At 41.3% G+C, this 19090-nt stretch carries 11 protein-coding genes; 2 read left to right on the forward strand and 9 right to left on the reverse strand.

Going from position 1 to position 19090, the window contains the following annotated elements:
* Positions 1-9: 9 nt before the first annotated feature.
* The 7 genes from recD to QQK06_RS19250 all read right to left on the reverse strand — a co-directional run bounded on the left by recD (position 10) and on the right by QQK06_RS19250 (position 13525).
* Positions 10-1923, reverse strand: a complete 1914-nt coding sequence (gene recD / locus QQK06_RS19220; RefSeq protein ID WP_284246452.1) for an exodeoxyribonuclease V subunit alpha — start codon at positions 1921-1923, stop codon at positions 10-12.
* On the reverse strand, positions 1920-5504 hold the full coding sequence (gene recB, locus QQK06_RS19225; RefSeq protein WP_284246453.1) for an exodeoxyribonuclease V subunit beta: 3585 nt from the start codon (positions 5502-5504) through the stop codon (positions 1920-1922). The genes recD and recB overlap by 4 nt, the downstream gene beginning before the upstream one ends.
* A complete protein-coding gene (recC, locus tag QQK06_RS19230) occupies positions 5501-8875 on the reverse strand; it encodes an exodeoxyribonuclease V subunit gamma (RefSeq protein ID WP_284246648.1) in 3375 nt (1124 codons plus the stop codon). Before recC ends, recB begins: the two co-directional genes overlap by 4 nt.
* A gap of 168 nt (positions 8876-9043) precedes the next feature.
* Positions 9044-9370, reverse strand: a complete 327-nt coding sequence (locus QQK06_RS19235; RefSeq protein ID WP_284246454.1) for a magnetosome magnetite crystal formation protein family — start codon at positions 9368-9370, stop codon at positions 9044-9046.
* 187 nt (positions 9371-9557) lie between these two features.
* Positions 9558-11597, reverse strand: a complete 2040-nt coding sequence (locus QQK06_RS19240) for a transglutaminase TgpA family protein (RefSeq protein ID WP_284246455.1) — start codon at positions 11595-11597, stop codon at positions 9558-9560.
* The gene (locus tag QQK06_RS19245) at positions 11587-12582 is read right to left on the reverse strand and encodes a DUF58 domain-containing protein (RefSeq protein WP_284246456.1); all 996 of its coding nucleotides are present in this window, start codon (positions 12580-12582) and stop codon (positions 11587-11589) included. The genes QQK06_RS19240 and QQK06_RS19245 overlap by 11 nt, the downstream gene beginning before the upstream one ends.
* A 10-nt stretch (positions 12583-12592) precedes the next feature.
* On the reverse strand, positions 12593-13525 hold the full coding sequence (locus QQK06_RS19250) for an AAA family ATPase (RefSeq protein WP_284246457.1): 933 nt from the start codon (positions 13523-13525) through the stop codon (positions 12593-12595).
* Positions 13526-13634: 109 nt separating this feature from the next.
* On the opposite strand from QQK06_RS19250, the gene QQK06_RS19255 reads away from it, so the two are divergent.
* Both QQK06_RS19255 and QQK06_RS19260 read left to right on the forward strand, forming a co-directional pair.
* Positions 13635-15095, forward strand: a complete 1461-nt coding sequence (locus QQK06_RS19255; RefSeq protein ID WP_284246458.1) for a glutamate-cysteine ligase family protein — start codon at positions 13635-13637, stop codon at positions 15093-15095.
* Positions 15092-16138 (forward strand): M14 family metallopeptidase, encoded by a 1047-nt coding sequence (locus tag QQK06_RS19260; RefSeq protein WP_284246459.1) that lies wholly within the window; start codon positions 15092-15094, stop codon positions 16136-16138. The genes QQK06_RS19255 and QQK06_RS19260 overlap by 4 nt, the downstream gene beginning before the upstream one ends.
* A gap of 418 nt (positions 16139-16556) precedes the next feature.
* Here QQK06_RS19260 and QQK06_RS19265 read toward each other — a convergent pair whose 3' ends face one another.
* Positions 16557-18191 (reverse strand): nitrite reductase, encoded by a 1635-nt coding sequence (locus QQK06_RS19265; RefSeq protein WP_284246460.1) that lies wholly within the window; start codon positions 18189-18191, stop codon positions 16557-16559.
* Positions 18192-18221: 30 nt separating this feature from the next.
* A complete protein-coding gene (gene cobA, locus QQK06_RS19270; RefSeq protein WP_284246461.1) occupies positions 18222-19070 on the reverse strand; it encodes a uroporphyrinogen-III C-methyltransferase in 849 nt (282 codons plus the stop codon).
* Positions 19071-19090 lie beyond the last annotated feature (20 nt).

Here is a 19090-nt window from a genome sequence, read left to right on the forward strand (position 1 = left end):
CTTTTATAATCATTCTTGAAAACCTGAATAACGGATCACCTGACGCTCAACCCCTTGATACCACACTGCTTTATGACTATCTATCGTTAACTGTTGTTTCGCCCGGGTGATCCCTGTATATAACAACTCGCGTGATAATAACTGATTATCAGGGTCTTTAGGTAAAACTATTGCGACATGTCCAAATTCACTGCCCTGAGTTTTATGAATCGTCATCGCATAAACAGTTTCAAATTGCGGTAAACGGCTCGGTAACACCGCCTGAATATTATCTGCCGATTGTTCAAACATTGCCATTAAATGCCCGGCATTGTTGCGCCATATCAAACCAATATCGCCATTGTATAAACCTAAGGCATAATCATTTTCTAAAATCATAATAGGTTTAGCGTGATACAAGCCTGTCTGCGCCGCATGGGTATTTGTCTGCAATGCTGGCGACAGCTGTTGTAAAATAGTTTCTACTTGTGCATTTAAATTTTCAACACCCGTTTCCCCGCTACGAGTTGCAGCTAGAATTCTAAACTGACTTAGCCAATCAAAAGCCTGTTCAATAGAGGATGCTTGTTGTAATGGCAAATAATATTGTTTTACTAACTGAGTTAACCATAGACGGGAGTTATCATACCAAGCCAACTGAGGCACTTGATGCGCTTTTGCTTGCTGCAATAATTGCCAGCTCTGTTCACTTTCTCCATTAATCACAGCATTAGCGAGTAAGCCAATCCCCCCTTGACCATCAAAACGGCGACTTTTCGTTAAATAGGTCAGATAATCCACTGAATTTTTGCTGGCTCTCCCGATGTGTTGTATTTGGGTAACTCTGGATAAATAACCTTGGTTTTCTGCACTATACTGGGTTTGTTTTATTGGCGTCAGATCTGCTAAGACACTCCCTGCCGCAACAGAAGGTAATTGCTGGGCATCACCTAGCAAAATCACTCGACACCGACTGGGTAACGCACTTAATAACCTTGCCATTAATGGTAAATCCACCATAGATACTTCATCGACCAGAAGTACGTCGAGATCCAGTTTATTATCCTGATTAAAGATAAAATTAGGCGAATGTGGAATGACACCTAATAACCTGTGTATGGTCTGGCTGTTAGTTGGAATAGCCTGCAAAATATCGGCGGGCAATAAATCACTAAAACCAGCAACGGCCTGAACGATAGACTCGGATAACCGTTGTGCCGCCTTTCCCGTGGGCGCCACTAATGCCATTTTTAGCGCCTTCGCTTGACTTAAACTCACCAATGCCGCCAGTAATTTAGTAACGGTATAAGTTTTACCTGTACCTGGTCCCCCAGCGATCACCGAAAACGTCTTATTTAATGCGTTCGCCACTGCGACCTTTTGCCAGTCTATTTCATCGTTTATCTGGTTATTAGCAGGAAATAAGCGATTAATGCATTGCGCTAACGCTTTTTCATCTTGGATAACAATATGGTCAGCGCTATTTTGCTGCGCGGATAAATAACTGAGTAAGGTTTGTTCAAACAGGTAATAGCGCCTTAGATAAAGCCTTTGGCCATCAAATATAATCGCCTGTTGTGCATCCGGTGCAATCGCCAGTTCATTAAATAACGCCGTTAAGCTCTTGATATCTGGCAAGGCGTAGCCCTGATGGCTAACCACACCGTTTTCATCACTGGCAAAACCTAACAACTGACCGGCAATTTCTTTTAATGGTAAACAGCTATGACCGGCACGTAAACTCATATGAAGTGCCAAAAAACAATGAAAAATGTTATTAACCTGACTATTTACCCCAGATTCTTGGCGTTCAGAGAACAACAACTGACTAAATTGTCGGGCAAAAAAATAATCGATAGCTTCAATCCCGGCTATTTGCCTGCTTGCTTCGCTATATCTTGCATAGGGCATTTTAATCGCGTGCGGCTCAGTTAACAGGTTCACACTTTCTCCTGATATTCATTGTTAGCGTCCTGTTTACTGTCAGAGCCAGCAAAAATAGCATCAAGTTGCTCAAGTTCGTTGACGCTAATATTGCGGTAATAAACCCCACAACCTTGGTGTTGACTTTCATTCGACATACCGCGCAAGTAGCAATAGTAGACACCACCAAAATGCTCCGCAGGCTGATAATTTTCGAGTGTAACCGCTAAATAACGATGCAATGCCAGACTATAAATCATGTATTGCAAATCATAATTGTGACGCTCAATATCTATTTTTAACAGCTCAGGTTGATAATCATGATACTGGTCGCCTAAGTGGTTTGATTTATAATCGGCAAGATAATATTTGCCTTGATATTCAAAGATCAAATCAATAAAGCCATGCATCATACCTTTTAATTGACGATAAAGCGCTATCATAAATGGCTGTTGATATAGGTCGATTGTATCTGTCGCACTTTTATCTGCCCCTGCCTTTCTGTGCACTGTTAGCAATTGCGATAAGCGTCTAACGTCAGCATTAGCGAGAGGAAAATAAAACTCTGCTTCCTTTAATATTTTATCTGGCGCTATCGACGCTAAGGTAAACGCATTATCTTGCAAACTTAATGGTGTTGATAATGCCTGTTCCAGCCAATGAGCTAAATCATGATCGTCAAAGCCAGATGGTAAATCCCCATATTTAACCTTGGCCCACTGCAACACCGTCGGCCAATTTGGTTCAGCAAAATTAATGTGTTCAAGAATATAATGCAGTAAATTACCGGTATTCGCTCCCTTGGTTAAAGCAAACCTTAATTGTTGGCTAGATAGCAAACTTTGTGCATCAGCTTCCGCAACATCAAGCTCTAGTTGATTATCTCTGTCCGGTGATGAAACCCCGTTATCTCGAATATTTCTGCTTAAAGCAGTAAATGATGACAACCACCAGTCTCGTTCAATTTTACCGTGAAATTCTGCCGCACTAACCTCTATGATATCTTGTTCAATCACCCCGATATGATTTGGCGTTAACGGTTCATTGATTATTGCTAAAGCGATATCCTCTGGTTGATCGTTTACCAACTGCTGTAAATTTTGCGCGATATCCGTCTCCTTTTGCCATTGACAAGTCAGGCCGATCGGCGATAAATAGGCTTTGTCAAATTCAGTCATTAAGAGATAACATTTGCGCTCTGCCCTAGTTACCGCGACATAAAGTAAGCGTATCGTTTCGGCATGAGCTTCTGCTGTCATCGCCTGCCGTGCTTGCGATGAACCGGTAAGACTTAACACCAGCTCCCCTTGATCATTATGATATTCAATTAATGACAGGTTTCGATTACCAAATTTAAGCGGATCTTTATAACGACTGGCAAATGGCACAAACACTATCGGATATTCCAATCCTTTAGAGCCATGCTGGGTAATAATACGGATCAGATTTTCTTCACTTTCTAACCTGAGTTCACTTTCCAGTTCAGGGAATTCCGCCTGACTCTGTTGTTCAAACCAATAAAGTAATTCCTGTGGCTGTTTATGACGTTGACTCGCCGTTTGTAGTAATTCAAATAAATGTAATAAATTCGTTAAACAACGCTCACTATTATCCCCTGAGATCTCCAGATGCTGATGCAGCAACTGTAACGCCATGGTAATAAAGCCTTTATTAAGCCATTGTTCACGTAAATGACTAAAAGTCACTTTCATTTCCTGCCACGCCAGATCATCATTTTGCAATTGATATAAAGCTTGGGCAGGATATGGCAATAATGGCGATGCTAAACCAGCACAAAATAATCGTTCATTTTCTAAAAACAAAATTCCTTTTAATAACTGGATTAACTGCGCCGTTTGCTCACTGTGTAGTAAGTTTGCTCGATCGCTTAAATAAACCGAAGCAAGCCCGGCATTAAATAATGCCTGTTTGATCTCTTTTGCTTCAGTGCCATCCCGCACCAATAGCGCAATATCCCTTGCCTCAATTTGCTGCGTTTTATCCGTTAATAACGCGACAATTTCATTGGCACACCAGGTCGCCATTTCGGCGCGAAAGCTTTGTGCAACCTGCTTATTCTTGGTTTCAGGACGAAAATAAACCAATTGTAATGCGGCTGTGCTTTGCTCATTATCCCGCTGTTGGGCTAACGCTTTTGGTGACGGTTTTACTGGATGGTATGGGATCTGATATTTAAAGACATCGCGCGGACTCTGATCCAGTGCATTACCGTAAAATAAGCGATTATAGCCATTTATCATCGCTTGGGTAGAACGCCAGTTGGTATCCATCAACCATTGATAGTCACACTGTTTTCTCGCTGACATATAAGCAAATATATCTCCCCCCCGAAAACCATAGATCGCCTGTTTAGGATCACCGATCATAAATAGCGAGCCTGAGTTTCGTTGAAAATAAATCGCTTTGACAATGGATAACTGTGCGGGATCCGTATCCTGAAATTCATCGATTAAACCATAAGGGTATTGCTGAAATAAACTATCCGCTAAGCCTTGCCCTTGCTGACAAGATAAATGCTGTGCCAATGTTGACACTAAATCATCAAAAGTCAGTAAATTTAAGCGCTGTTTTTCTTGTTTAATTTGCGCACGAACCTGCTCAATCCCGACTTTTGCCACCGCTAACGCCTCGCGCCGGGCAATTTCAGTAAATAACGACTTCGCTGATTGTTTTACCTGATTAACTGGTATAAAAATCTCTTTAAGTTGTTGTTTCGCAATTGAGCGGCTAAAACGTCGACCATCTATAAAACCATCAGGCATCGATTGTTCTATACTGCGGTGGTCATCTTTAGCGTCAGTAAGCCAATCCAGTAACGCTTGATATTCACCACTGCGCTTTTCTTGCTCTGCTTTAGTTTTACCTGTTACTAAGTGCTCAAACAATATCGCCTGATTGTCGGTCAATGCATCAATTGCTTGCGTTATGCTTTGAGTAAACTCGGCAATTAGCTGGTTGCTATCATCTAGCTGTAACCGACTATCCTGATTGATTGCCTTAGCAAAATCACTGACAAACTTTTCCGGCGTCGGCCAAAAAGCAACCACTTGATTAAAAGCGTCAACGTCATTGGCCAGTTGCCGATACCAGTCCTGCACTGCCTGAGTTACCAGCAGTTGTTGCTCACCTTCCATCTGCGCATTAAATGCAATACCGCTTTCAAAGGCATACTGATTAAGGACACGTTTACAAAAACCATGTATGGTAAAAATGGCCGCTTCATCCAGATATAACAGCGCCTGCTTAAGTGCAAGCATCGCCTGCTGATGATCAACTTTTTGCGCTATTTCCTTAAAATAATCATCACTCTCAACTAACTGATGCCATTGATTAAGCGCCAGACGAATAAAGCTGTCGATTCGGCCGCGTAACTCTTCGGTAGCATCTTTTGTAAAAGTCATCACCAGAATTTGCTGAACCGTTAATTGCCGCTCCAGTAATAAGCGTAAATAGATACGGGTAATATTAAAGGTTTTACCTGTACCAGCACTCGCTTCTATCAGATGAATGCCTGTTAGTGGCAACTGATGTGCAACCAGGTTCTGCCCGCTGATGTCGTTATTATGCGTATGTTCAGTCATGATTTAACCTGTGTCACATTAGCAAACATGCCCTGATACACTTGTTCAAGCGCCGGTAAAATATCGCTAAGATTTGGACATTGTTGCCAAAAGTAGCGAATGTAAGGGTCATCGCCAAACGCTGTTGCGTAGTAATCTTCATGCCAGAATTGTTCAAATTGACTTTGTTCAAATACTTTTGCTTTAAAGTATTTAGTCGCCAACTCACCGTTTAGCAGTAAAGGTTGATTTTGTCCTAAGATAAAATAATAGACAAACGTCATTAATTGTTGCTCTGGTGCTTGCTGACCTTGATAACAATAGTGTACTGGCTGTTGATTTTTAGTATCAAAATAGTAGCCGTGACTACTTGTAACCTGCTCAAGTATAGCTAGCGATGATTCGTTACGGTTATCTTGCATCTGCCACAGTTGAACTATTAGTAAATCTAGATACTGACGCATCAGATCTTTTGCTTTAATACTACTTGGCCGGTAATAGACTAGTTGCTCACCAACAACTTTTACTTGTGTCGATAACGTCACTAATTGCTCGTTAACTGTCAGGCTGACTGAAATAGGTATACGGGTCGCTTGCCCGGTAATATCTTGTTCAAAATACTGGTATAAATTGCAAGTATCCTGATTCAATTTATCCAGTAATTGCTCATTATGAGGCAAATCAGGAAACTTACCCGATAACATCGCCCGTTGACTGTGACTAATTAATGCTTCATTTACGGTTGATGTATCAATTTTCTCTGCAATTAGCTGCGCTAATAGTGCTTGTTTATATAAATAACTGGTCAAATGGTCACAGTCAAACGGTTCGCTATCACTTAATTGCGATTGCTGCTGCTCAAAGTACAGCGATAACGCTTGCCGAGCAAAATATCGTGCCGGGTGTTGAAAAAAACTCAGCAGATCGCCAACAGTTAAATTCAACTCTGACTCAATATTTTGCACTTCCGTTAAACGAATATTCGCTGCTGAGGTATTTAGCTCTGCATAGACTGCCATTCTATTTTGCTGAATCTTAAGCCATTTGCTGTCGAAGCTGGCAAATTTTCCCTGATAATTTTGTTCACTATAAGGCTGCATTGCCAACTGACGAATGTCTTGTGCTTCATCTTCCGTTACACGCCAACCATAGGCTAATGACAAATACTCCATTAACTCTTTTAAGACAATCGAAGGCTGTTTAAGATTGTTATTACGTATATTACGTCCCTGGTAACTTAAATATAAGTTATCACGCGCTGAGATAATCGCTTCTAAAAATAAATACCTGTCATCACCACGGCGAGATCTGTCGCCAGCACGCACAGTGCTTAATGACATAAGATCAAAGCCCAATGGCTGACGTTGCCGGGGAAACTCACCGTCGTTTAACCCTAAAATGGCAATGATTTTAAACGGAATGCTACGCATCGGGAGCATAGAGCAAAAGGTAACCTGACCAACCATAAACTGACGACCCGGATCCGGCTGGCTAAAATGACTATCAAGAAAGTCTTTAACTATCGCTAATGAAATTTTTTCACTAAAATCAGCATGGCAGCAATACTCAACCAAGTGCTCCAGCGCCTGATAAATCATATGAAAATCTTCAGCCTGGCTACTAGCAAATAACTCTTCCACTAACTCAGTAAGAAATGCTTGCCACTGCGCCGGTGTCCGGTGCTGATTAAGTGCTAAGGTAAAATATTGCAGCTGCTCAATCACTAACATTAGCTTGCCTAGTAAAATAGCATCATTACCTTCAACATCAGGTAACACTAATTTCCCTTGATAAACTTCAGTGCTACTGGCGTAGGCAAAACCTTCTAATAGCCGCGAAAAGCCATAGTGCCAGGTAAACTGTGCTGACGAGACTTCACTATTAAGCACTTGCTGTTTATGCCTTTGATTTAAGCCCCAGTGGACACAGGCGTGTTCAAGCCAAACAGTTACCTTTTCGAGATCTTCAATAGTTAGGGCGAATTTTTGCAACATCGCCGGTACTCGTAGCCAGGATAAGATCTGGCTAACCTGAAAACGACTGTCCGGTAAAGTAAGCAATTCAGAAAATGCGGCGACTAACGGATCGGATTCTTTGCTGATCCTGTCAGCAATAGAACAAGGTAACGGGGGAATTTTACTGTCTAATTCTTGCCAGCCCTGAGCAAAAACCGCGTTTACATAAGGGGCATATTGCTCTACTTGCGGACACATCACTAACACATCTTTAGGCGTTAATTCTTTGTCCTGATTAAACTGATGGAGTAACCAGTCGTGCAAACCTTGAACTTCACGTAAGGTGCTATGAGCACTGGTGATGACAATAGAATCATCAATTTGTTTCTGTGGTGTTTGCCTAGCATCTGTTAACGATAATATATCTTGTTGAATTTGCGCTAGCACTGACAAGTGACTATTTGCCTCTTCCTCTGGCTGTGATGAAAACGCATCAATATTAAAACAGCTGTATTGCTGTAGCAGCGCAAGAAACTCTCTTCCCTGTTGCCCTAAATTGGCCAGCAAGGGGTTCCCGACCGTGTCTGATAATTCCTGATAATCATTTGTCCACTGACTAAGCAGTTTAATGGCCTGTTTTTCTGAAACTATATCTCCCCAATAGGTAAAACAGGGATTAAGGTGAAAAAAATGTACCTCTGTATGTTCGCTTAACGCATGAATAAATGACAACCACATTGGCGCCATCGCATTAATACCAAAAAAAGAAAGCCGTTTGGGAAAATAATGCTGCGCACTAGCCAAATTAGCGATCGCCTGATTAATGAGTTTAACCGGATTATACTCTTGCTGTTGTACCAAGCGTTGCCACAATAAAGCCTGCCACTTTTGCGTCAGATAAAAATCCGCATTCGCACCTTGCTCTTCAATTAGTTCATTATTATGCCAAGCCGCAATCCATTCAGGGCGAAAAATTAAATACTGCTCATATAAATCAGCCACCTGACACGCTAACTGATAACGTTTTAAATTTTGCTGTTCGCTAATGTCGGCGGCATGATTAAATTCACCAGCCGTACTTTGCCAATAACGATTAACCGCAGTAAATGCTTGATTATCGACCAAACTAGTATCCGCTAACAACTGATAAATTCGCCAACACAATGCTTCCCTAGAAAATGGTGTCTGTTCAAGTTCTCCCCCACCATTTACTAAGTTTCTCAATAACTTCCATAAGTATTGCGCTGGTAACGCGTAATCAATATTTAATGAAATGCCTCTTTTATTTGCCAGTGACATATTAAGCCAATGCTGCATGCCAGCGTTTTGAACAATAAAAACGTCTTGAGAGAAAACACCGAGAGGAGAAACTTGTTGAATTTTTTCAACAATCGCTAACAGATTTTCCATTTTGTTAGCCGGATATAAATAGATCACGTAATTACAGCAAGTTAAGGTTGCGATAGGCAAATTTAATCATATTGCACTACAGATCACTAGCGAAGATTAGTTTTAATGTCGTATTTAACTTATTTATTTAACCTCAATTTTGGATAAAAATGAGGTTAAATCCGATTAAAACAAATTGCTTATGCCAAACTGAGGTTATTTGATAAAGTCCAGATGGATCTGATAAAAATCACCAAGAATTGGCAACACATTCTTTTGACCAAGGCAGGCATAATAGACACTGACAAACCATGCGACTAATACCAAGACTGACAATAACCAACCAATGAGTGGAATAAACGCCAACACAGCAGCTGTTAACGTTAAACCCAACGACTGACGAAGATGGAAACGACTGAGCGCAGATTTTTGCCGTCCATACATGACTGCCGCAATTAACCAGCCAACAATGGTGAAATAGGCAAGTACACTGACAAACCTTACTGAGTCTTGTTGCATACTACTATCAGAATGATAATGCATCCGCGTTTCCTCCAATTCACTACTTACTTTAAATTTAGCCAGCAAATAAAAACGGATCAAATAGAAAATGTTAGTCTAGTGTTAACAACTATCATGGATATTGTTTAAGTCGCTATTTTTACTGCGATTAAAATCTAAAGACTATTTCGTTATAAAGAAACTTGACATTGATAGTTAAAACAATCAGTTAAAGACGATTAATTGATTGTAACTGCCTTAACTGCTGCTTCATTGCCTTGATTAGCTCAACTTGCTGACCTTTTTTCGGTTGCTGATAATGCAAACTATAAAAGTTCTGTAGCAATCGATAATAATGTTGGGCAAGTAACGGCTGTTGCTGATTTAAATCGGCGATAAATTGGTGATCGGGCACCTGATTCTCATGAACAATTCCCAGCTTTTCCAGATGCTGATGAGCTTTTTTATAATAACTTAGCCACACCACCTTATTATCGCGTCGTCGTTGACGATATTGTTGTAATAACCAGATGCTACTAAACGCTATTATTAACGTAATAGCGATAATCCCCGCAGTTTTTAGTTGAAATTTAGTCCCTAACCAATGTGTTAAAAAGTTATGTTGATCTTGCTGAGAATAATTAACCACTAGTTTGGTCCAGTGGTAATCAATCGCCTCTAACTGCATTTTTAATTGATTTATCCAGGCAGCACCTAACCAGCGATTAACATTAAACCCAGGGGATAATTGCTGCTGCTCTGACAATAATTGCTGAGAAAAGCCTCGTTCCACCCGACTCGGATCAACCGCAGCTGTCGGATCAACTTTAACCCAGCCCTGACCTGCTAACCACACTTCACTCCAGGCATGAGCATCACGTTGATAAACACTGTAATAATTTCCCTGTCGATTATACTCTCCGCCTAAATACCCAAGTACCAAACGTGCCGGAATACCAGCTGCCCGCATTAAATAAGTAAAACTGCTGGCATAATGTTCACAAAAACCAGCTTGGGTAGTAAAGAAAAACTCATCGAGGCTGTTATTCGTCAACGCCGGTGGCGTTAACGTATAGCGATAATTTTGCTGACGAAACCGAGTCAGCACCGTCTCAATGATAGTAGAACGATCATCGCCAAACTGAACCGCCAGCTGTTGACCATATTGGCTCAGTTGCGGATTATCAATAGCATCTATCTGTCGATAACGATTAAGCCCATCCACTTCAATGGTTAATGCTTGGTCCTGATAACTAGTCACTTGGTATACCAGTGATTGATTGACTTTTTGCCGACTAAATAATGAGTAATCCGTTAGTTGCAAAATTTCGCCATTGCTCGTTCCTGCGATAGCGACATCTAACGCAAATAACCAATGCTGATAACTGGGTTCAGCAATCACCTGATATGATATTTTGCGCTTACCTAAGGCAAGTCTTGCTAATGTTTGCTGGTTAAAAACTTTTCGCTTATTAAAAGATGAATGTCGCTTACTCCATTGACGACCATCAAAGTCCGTTAACACTAATGCGCGCCAATACATCTGCTGATATTTTGGCACTTGTTGATAAAACTCAACTCGAAATGCTAGTTCATTGGACAAGGCTAACTGCGCTATATCCCCTACTTTGACCGTATCGCTAAGGCCAGTTGTTGCACTTTTAGCGCTGGGCATTTGCCAAAATGGCGGGATTTTTGGAAAGGCAATAAACAGCACTAGAGTTAACGGCAAACTTTGCACTAACAACTTACTCGAAATTTTAACTTGAAAATGCCAGCCTTGCTGTTGAGAAAAATAGCGTGTTAAATAGCTAAAATTTATCAAGACAATAACAGCAACCGCTAAGGCAAAATATATAGACTGCTGGAAGATAAAACTGGCACTCAGCAGTAATAAACCTAAAATCACTAATAGATAAAAATCACGTTGTTGATTGAGTTCAAAAGGTTTTAATAAATAAGCAAAGCATAATAAGTGCAGCATACCGAGTAATAAGCCGAGCTCCCGCCCAGTTATCGCTAACAGCAAACACCCACTAAGCGCAATAAATATCCTTCCTATCCGTGATGGGCGCTTCACCAGCTTGGCATAAACAGCCAGATGAAACAGTAAACATAAAGCGGACAATGCGATAAACCAAATTGCTAACTGTGAAGCTAATGGCAATAAATTCAACACTAAAAGCCCTAACAAAGCGAGTTGCATCGATCTTGGTAATAACAGCTCGTATTTACTTTGTCTTCCTTGTGCTGTACGACTAATCTGCATAATGTTGTTGACCATAAGTTGCCAGTTTTTTCAGGCATTGCTGCAAATGTGCCTGACCATGACCTGGCTCAATAACTTCGCTATTAAGTTCTAGGCCATAATCTAAATTCGCCCCATCATATTCCAAAATAAGAAAACATAGCTGTCTTAACTTAGTTTCTATATTGCCGGCAGGTAGCTGGTCAAGTGATAAAATGTCAGGTTCAACAGCTTGTGCTTGATATGACTTACTATACCATTGCCCCGTTTTTGCTAAATATTTCCAGGCCACCTGATTGAGTGAATCACCTTTGTTATAACTGCGCAGTTCATAAAAATTATCACTTGCAGGTGACTGTCCAGTTATTGGGTTTTCTTTGTCCTGCTCTCGCCAATGCTGGCCGGTATTATGAGTTAAACAATGCAGTGGTTTAGGACAAACAATGGCCTCAAGATCAAATTGCAAATGAGTCCAACAGCGAAATAGACCCAAAGGGTAATAGCTAGCTAACGTTAAACGCGGTAAGCGATATCGACCTCGTTTAGCAAAGCTCACCGGCACTTTCACCAGCTGAGTTTGCGCTAATGTTGGAAGGTTTTTCGTTAAGTTTATATCAAAACTCAATGCAATATCATGGCGTAAAACATCTGTTTCCATAGTAACAGGCACCAGTATATCCTGCTCAGTAAACCCTAAATACTGACCTTTTGCCGATAGCGCCAAACCAGAAATATTAATAAAACTGGCTAACATCGAAGTAACAAACAAACTGCTTAATAAGTAGCTCATTAGTAATATCAAGTTATTCTGATAATTAGTCGCTAATATAAACAGCAAACAGATAAATCCGAGAAATACAAAACCAAAGCGACTGGGAAAAATAAAAATATTACGCTGACTTAGTCCTTGGTGATCACGACTTGGCATGCGTTTTTGCAGCCAGCGAGCAAATCCATTCGTCAGCCGTTGTCGGATCTTTTGTTGCCAGAGATAATCACGCACCATTATTTACCTGTTATTTCCGAGCAAAGGGCTCTGCACTGTCTATCTTCTTTAGTAACTGCTGGCTAATTGGCTCGCGGCCTTCCGTTAGCTGCATTGTTCCAGCAATCCTGTGTTCACATACAGCACTAAATACACTTTTAATATCATCTGGCAATACATGATCCCGGCCTTCGATATAGGCCCAGGCCCTGGCAGCAGCAATCAATGCTATTCCTGCTCGAGGCGACAACGCATTAATCGAGCCGTCCGTGCTACGAGTTAACTGAAATAACGCAATTACATATTCTAAGATCGGTTCTGCAACATAAATATCGCTAACCTGAGCTTGAATTTTTTGCAACTGTTGAAGTTGCAATGCCGGTGTTAACTTATCTAAAACATCCAGTTCACCCGCACTTAATAATATTTTTTTCTCCGCAGCCATATCAGGAAAGCCTAAAGAAATCCGCATCATAAAGCGGTCTAACTGAGATTCAGGCAACGGATAAGTACCGGCATGAAACATCGGATTTTGCGTGGCAATCACAAAAAATGGCTCGGGTAATTGCAAAGTTTCACCATCAACACTAATTTTATTACCTTCCATTGCCTCCAGTAAGGCACTTTGCGTTTTAGGACTGGCTCGATTAATTTCGTCCGCTAACACCACCTGATTAAAGATAGGCCCTTTATGTAAGGTAAAACTTTGTTTGTTTTGATCAAATATGGATACCCCGATGACATCAGACGGCAATAAATCACTGGTAAACTGTACTCGCTGATAGCTTAATCCTAAAGATATCGATAGCACATGTGCCATTGTGGTCTTGCCCATACCAGGTAAATCTTCAATCAGTAAATGTCCCTTGGCCAGCAGGCATGCCATCGCCAGTTTGACCTGCTGCTCTTTACCTATGACCACCGAATTTACCTGAGCTAATACTTGTTCAATAAGCTGTTGCATATAAATGACGCCCTGCTTTACTTAAGTTGCGGTTTTTTTGACCTTAATCAAAATTACGTTTATCTGAGTATGACATGCTGATAATCAGTTAACAAAAAGGAATATGTTTATGGGACAAAAGATTAATCAGACTGAGTTTTCTGATCGGGATTATAGTCACTTTCAAACAAAACTTTTTGAACAGCTTGAAGCACTTAAAGCTATTTTGGCTCGTCCCGGGTTTGGTGACGAGACACTAAAACTTGGTGCTGAACTAGAAATGTATCTGGTTGATAATCAAGGTGAGGTCAAGCGTAACAACCAGTTACTCATTAATGAACTGGCAGACCCACAATTTCAGCCAGAGCTGAACCAATATAATTTAGAGCTCAACCTTTCAGCTTTTAATTTACAAGGCACCCCTTTTACGCATCTATTAGACGAAATCAGAGCTAAAACAGCAACACTGGAATCCCTTGCCAGTAAACACCAAACCAATATTATTCCGATCGGCATATTACCTACATTACGTAAGGAACACCTTAATACCCTATGTATGACCAATATTCCCCGCTATTCCTGTTTAGCAGAGCACCTTTATCAACAGCGTGGTGAAGATTTTCAAATTAATATTAATGGTGACGAAAGTCTGTCTATCGACTTTTCCGACATATGCGCCGAAGGTGCCAATACCTCTTTTCAAGTGCATTTAATGACCCGGCCTGATGCTTTAGTAAAAATTTTTAATGCCGCACAATTAACCTTACCTTTTGTCACCGCAATTGGCGCAAATTCAGCAATTTTTATGGGTAAATCTCTCTGGGACGAAACCCGAATCGCATTATTTAAGCAATCACTTGATATTCGCCTGCGTCATCAGTTTCAGTGGCAACAGCCAACGCGGGTTAATTTTGGTCATGGCTGGTTAAGAAACAGTATCTGGGAACTTTTTGCCGAAGCTGTAGCCTTATACCCGCCCTTACTACCAATAGTTAAAAACACAACACAGCATAGTGAACTCACTGAACTCTGTTGCCATTTAGGCACTATCTGGCCTTGGCATCGCCCTGTGTATAGCCCTGAAGGTAAAGGTCATGTCAGAATAGAGTTTAGAGCTATTCCCGCAGGACCTACAAGTATCGATATGGTCGCCAATGCTGCATTTGCCATCGGATTAGCTGCTGGTTTGGTAGATACTATCGATGAAATGATTGCTTTTATTCCTTTTAGATTTGCCGAATATAATTTCTATCGTGCAGCCCAAAACGGACTGGCTGCTAAGGTGTTATGGCCACTTAACAATAAATATCAACCTCAAGAAGTTGATATAAAACAAGTTATCTCAAGCTTATTACCAATAGCACACCAAGGTTTGATCTCTCTCAAAATATCACCGCAAGAAGCCAGCTACTATTTAGTAGTAATAGAGCAGCGTTTGTCTAAACAAATAACAGGGGCTGTATGGCAAAGAAACACCTTAAAAACATTAGAGCAAACCATGAATAAAGAACATGCCTGTCGAGAGTTAGTTCAACGCTATTTGCATAATTGTCGAAGCTGTCAACCTGTTGCTACCTGGGAGCAAGTATGAATATAGACTTTAGCGATATTGAATATTTAACAGATCCGGACGAGTTGACATTAAAAGCAGATTATCAGCAATTTTTACTCTCACTCGACGTTCCGACGATCATTGATATTAATGGCAAGAATCCAGATAAATGCCGCGTTATCGTCACTTTATTACATGGCAATGAACCGTCTGGGCTGATCGCTATTCACCGTTGGCTCACTACTACCTTGCCGGAGCAGCCACCTGAAACCAACCTAAGATTTATTATCGCATCAGTAGAAGCAGCCAATGCCAGCCCTTTGCTGAGTCACCGCTATTTAGATGGTGCGCCTGATCTCAATCGTTGCTTTGGCGCTCACTGCGATAATGAATTTTATCAACGTGCACAATTAATCGAACAAGCGATCAAAGAAGTAAACCCTGAAGCTGTAATCGATCTGCATAATACTTCCGGCTCTGGTCCGGCATTTGCGGTCTCAACATTAATTTCTGCAAAAGGGTTAACACTGGCATCATTTTTCTGCGACTCAATTATTTTATCCAACATTAAGCTCGGCGCCCTAATGGAGCAAGATTTTAACTGCCCAACGATTACCGTAGAATGTGGTGGTGCCAGCGATGAACAAGCCAACGAGGTGGCATTTTCAGGGATATCACAAATTGCCCGTTGTTCTTCGTTGGAGCATTATCACCAGAAAAAACAGGTCGATGTCATTTATAAACCATTAAGATTAAAGCTTAAACCTCATCGCAGCCTCTCTTATAGTTGCCACAATGAGGGCTACCATGGTGTCACACTAACCTCAAAAATAGAGCAATTTAATTATGGCAGTGCCCGGCAAGGACAAATGCTCGGTTGGCTTGATGAACATGGCTTAGATAACTTAGAGCTGATCAATGATGCCGACGAAAACGTCGTTGATCGCTATTTTAGCGTACGAGACAATCAATTAGTTTGTCGCACCAATATGCGAATTTTTATGGCAACTGCTGATAAAAAAATCGCACTCAATGATTGCTTATTTTACGTGGTAAATTTACCGGGAACGGCTCCTTTATAGGAGCCAGATTAAAGACAACTCTAAACTAGGCAAGCCTCAATATAGGCAATTAGTACTTCGGTACTGAAATCTTGATATAATTTCTACCTGCCGTTACTAATAGCTATTGCTACCAATAATAAAACTTGCATTGTCTTGCGGTACTTACTGTTTTGCCATTTGATGGCCTGTCATCATCCTGACCCGTGCTCAACCTTAATCCTATTGTTCGATATATTCCCTGCTTTCAATTAACAGTAAATAACACGACGATTAACTAAGATTTTCCCAAGAATAAAGGCACATAGCAAAAAAGGCAGACAAGCCCGACCGCTATATTAGCGCCCGAGACAATTGCTACCACACTAGTCTCGAAATGATTTATTGCGTAAGTTGTCAGTTTAGCCTGATACCAATCGACAGCTCGCCTATATACCCCTTAATGACTGGTACCACGTTCATAATTAATCTTGTTAAAGACATTATATTTACCTGAAGGCTTTTTCATTGGCAGCCGCTTAAGCTCTTGCAGAGTATTGGCATCATAAACAATCAAAGCCCCCTCTTCATCCCAAATACTGAGCAGCACGTATTGACCGTCTTTGGTAAATTCCACATGCGCCGCTGTTTTACCTGGTGCCGGCGCCAAGGTTTTTACAATTTCCAAAGTGTCTTTTTTAATAACATGCACTTTTTCCTTGTTTGGCCCGAAAAACACGTCAACCCAGGCATAAGGAGAGTTGCTGTGGCTACGCATAAAAAAGCCTGGTCCCTCGGTTTTGATCTCCTTGATCACTTGCCAGGACTCCATATCGATAACAGAAACCCTACCATCTTTGATATTTGGCGAAGCAAAAACAGTTTTACCTTGATAATCCCAGGTAATACCTGAGCCTAAATGTGGCATCCCAGCCATTTCAATGGTGGCCACTTTCTTCTTCGCATCCAAATTAATCACCTGACCATTATGGCTATCACGCGATGCACCAATCAAATGAATGTAGTCCGGGTCAAAGAAAAAATCATCAAGATAATCTTCGGTGGCGATACGACGGATAGGAAATGCACTGTTGACTTTCCACTGCTCTACTTTACCTTCACCACTGTCCTTACGATAATCGTGAGCCCAGCCTTTATAAACTTCAACGCCTCCTTTATCACTGTAGGGAATTTCCCACACCTCTTTAACATCTTTTAGTGCAACGATAAAGCTATGACGTGGTGGTGCATTGTAAACGGCGCTAACCCGAGACGAAACGCCTTTAGCATCGGTTGTTGCCACCACCTTTATTGGTGTTAAATCTTTAGCATCTAAAATAACCACGTTGTGAGGCAAATAATTGCCTACTATGGCGTATTTACCATCGGAGGAAACGGCCATATTACGGGTATTGATACCGGCGCGCACTTCGGCAACGGTCTTCATATTGTAAATATCATATTTACTGATCCAACCATCTCGAGAGGCAAAATAAACATAGCGGCCATCCGGCGAATATTTAGGGCCGCCGTGTAAGGCAAACCGTGTTTTAAAGCGAGTAATAGCTTCAAAAGTATCGCCATTTAGCAAGGTAGCCGAATGATCCCCCAGTTCAACTACGATAAACAAATTCATTAAATCGGCATCAAATAGCGGCTTATTGCCAAGTTTACTCTGGTCAAAATGTTGTATTTGCGTTGTCTTGATATCAGCTAATGTCCACTTAGGGGTTTCCTTTGCCGGTGTATAGATATATTCCACCAGCTTTGCCATATCTTCTTGATTTAAAACCTTGGCAAATGCAGGCATTTGAGTGGCCATACGGCCATTTTCAATGACTTTCAATGCTTTTTTCTTTCTCAGTCGAGACAGATTTTCAGGAAATAACGCAGGTCCCATGGCTCCCATACGTGCAATGCCATGACATGACTGACAATGATCGTGATAAAGCTGCTCGGCACTTTTTTGGGTTTGTCCAGCGTTTGCCACGGCAAGACCACAAGTTAAGGTGGTAAAGGTTAATGCCGCCAGCGTCGATTTAACGCCACCCGAAAAGCCTAAAGATAAAGAATTCAGAGAAAAAGCGGTATTCATAGTGACTCCAATTATGCCAAACAATTATTTCTATGCAGATCTAACGGCTAATGTATCTAACGATTGATAGTCATTAGCATCCAAAAAACCCGGGGTTTTCAGTTGTTGTCCGGTTAGCTGATTAACTACTTCACCAATGACGATCAAAGTTGGCGGTGTGATTTGATGTTTTTCCACCAATTCGACCAAGGAGCCAATAGTGCCGCGATAGGTTTGCTGCTCAGGTTGTGTACCCTTGCGAATTAGCGCTGCCGGTGTATTTGCATCGCGGCCATGCTTAATCAACTGTTCAGCAATTTTCGGTAAAGTATTTATCCCCATATAGAAAACCACAGTTTGACTTGGGCTCGTCAGGCTTTGCCAGGGTAAATTTAGCTGGTCATTATTCTGAATGTGACCAGTTATAAAAGTACAGCCCTGAGCGACACCACGATGGGTTAGCGGAATACCGGCATAAGTGGTGCAACCTGATGCGGCAGTGATCCCCGGACAAATATGACAACTCACACTATGCTGAAGTAAAAACTCAGCTTCTTCACCTCCACGACCAAAGATAAAGGGATCGCCACCTTTTAAGCGTAATACCCGCTTATTTTCTTTTGCAAAATCAACCAGACACTGATTAATTTGAGCTTGTGGCACGCAGTGTTTAGCCTGTTCTTTACCGACGTAAAATCGCTGACAGTTTTTCGGCAACAACGTCAGAATCTCTTCACTAACCAGTCTGTCATAAACAACAACATCTGCTTGTTCAATAAAACGCATTGCGCGAAGGGTTAACAACTCAGCATCTCCTGGACCTGAGCCGACCAAGGCGACTTCCCCGGCATTAAGTTGCGATTTTCCATAATATTTGATTGCTGTCGCTGAATGAGTCATATTAATACCTTTACTGTCGC

Origin of the sequence: Thalassotalea insulae, from assembly GCF_030161395.1 — a bacterium.
In the GTDB taxonomy this organism is placed as follows: domain Bacteria; phylum Pseudomonadota; class Gammaproteobacteria; order Enterobacterales; family Alteromonadaceae; genus Thalassotalea_E; species Thalassotalea_E insulae.

Bases quoted from the DNA above. Each gene is read 5' to 3' on its own strand.
- QQK06_RS19235 (WP_284246454.1), bottom strand. From the start codon at position 9,370: ATGCATTATCATTCTGATAGTAGTATGCAACAAGACTCAGTAAGGTTT.
- QQK06_RS19245 (WP_284246456.1), bottom strand. From the start codon at position 12,582: ATGGTGCGTGATTATCTCTGGCAACAAAAGATCCGACAACGGCTGACG.
- QQK06_RS19260 (WP_284246459.1), top strand. From the start codon at position 15,092: ATGAATATAGACTTTAGCGATATTGAATATTTAACAGATCCGGACGAG.
- QQK06_RS19250 (WP_284246457.1), bottom strand. From the start codon at position 13,525: ATGCAACAGCTTATTGAACAAGTATTAGCTCAGGTAAATTCGGTGGTC.
- QQK06_RS19255 (WP_284246458.1), top strand. From the start codon at position 13,635: ATGGGACAAAAGATTAATCAGACTGAGTTTTCTGATCGGGATTATAGT.
- QQK06_RS19240 (WP_284246455.1), bottom strand. From the start codon at position 11,597: ATGCAGATTAGTCGTACAGCACAAGGAAGACAAAGTAAATACGAGCTG.
- recB (WP_284246453.1), bottom strand. From the start codon at position 5,504: ATGACTGAACATACGCATAATAACGACATCAGCGGGCAGAACCTGGTT.
- QQK06_RS19265 (WP_284246460.1), bottom strand. From the start codon at position 18,191: ATGAATACCGCTTTTTCTCTGAATTCTTTATCTTTAGGCTTTTCGGGT.
- cobA (WP_284246461.1), bottom strand. From the start codon at position 19,070: ATGACTCATTCAGCGACAGCAATCAAATATTATGGAAAATCGCAACTT.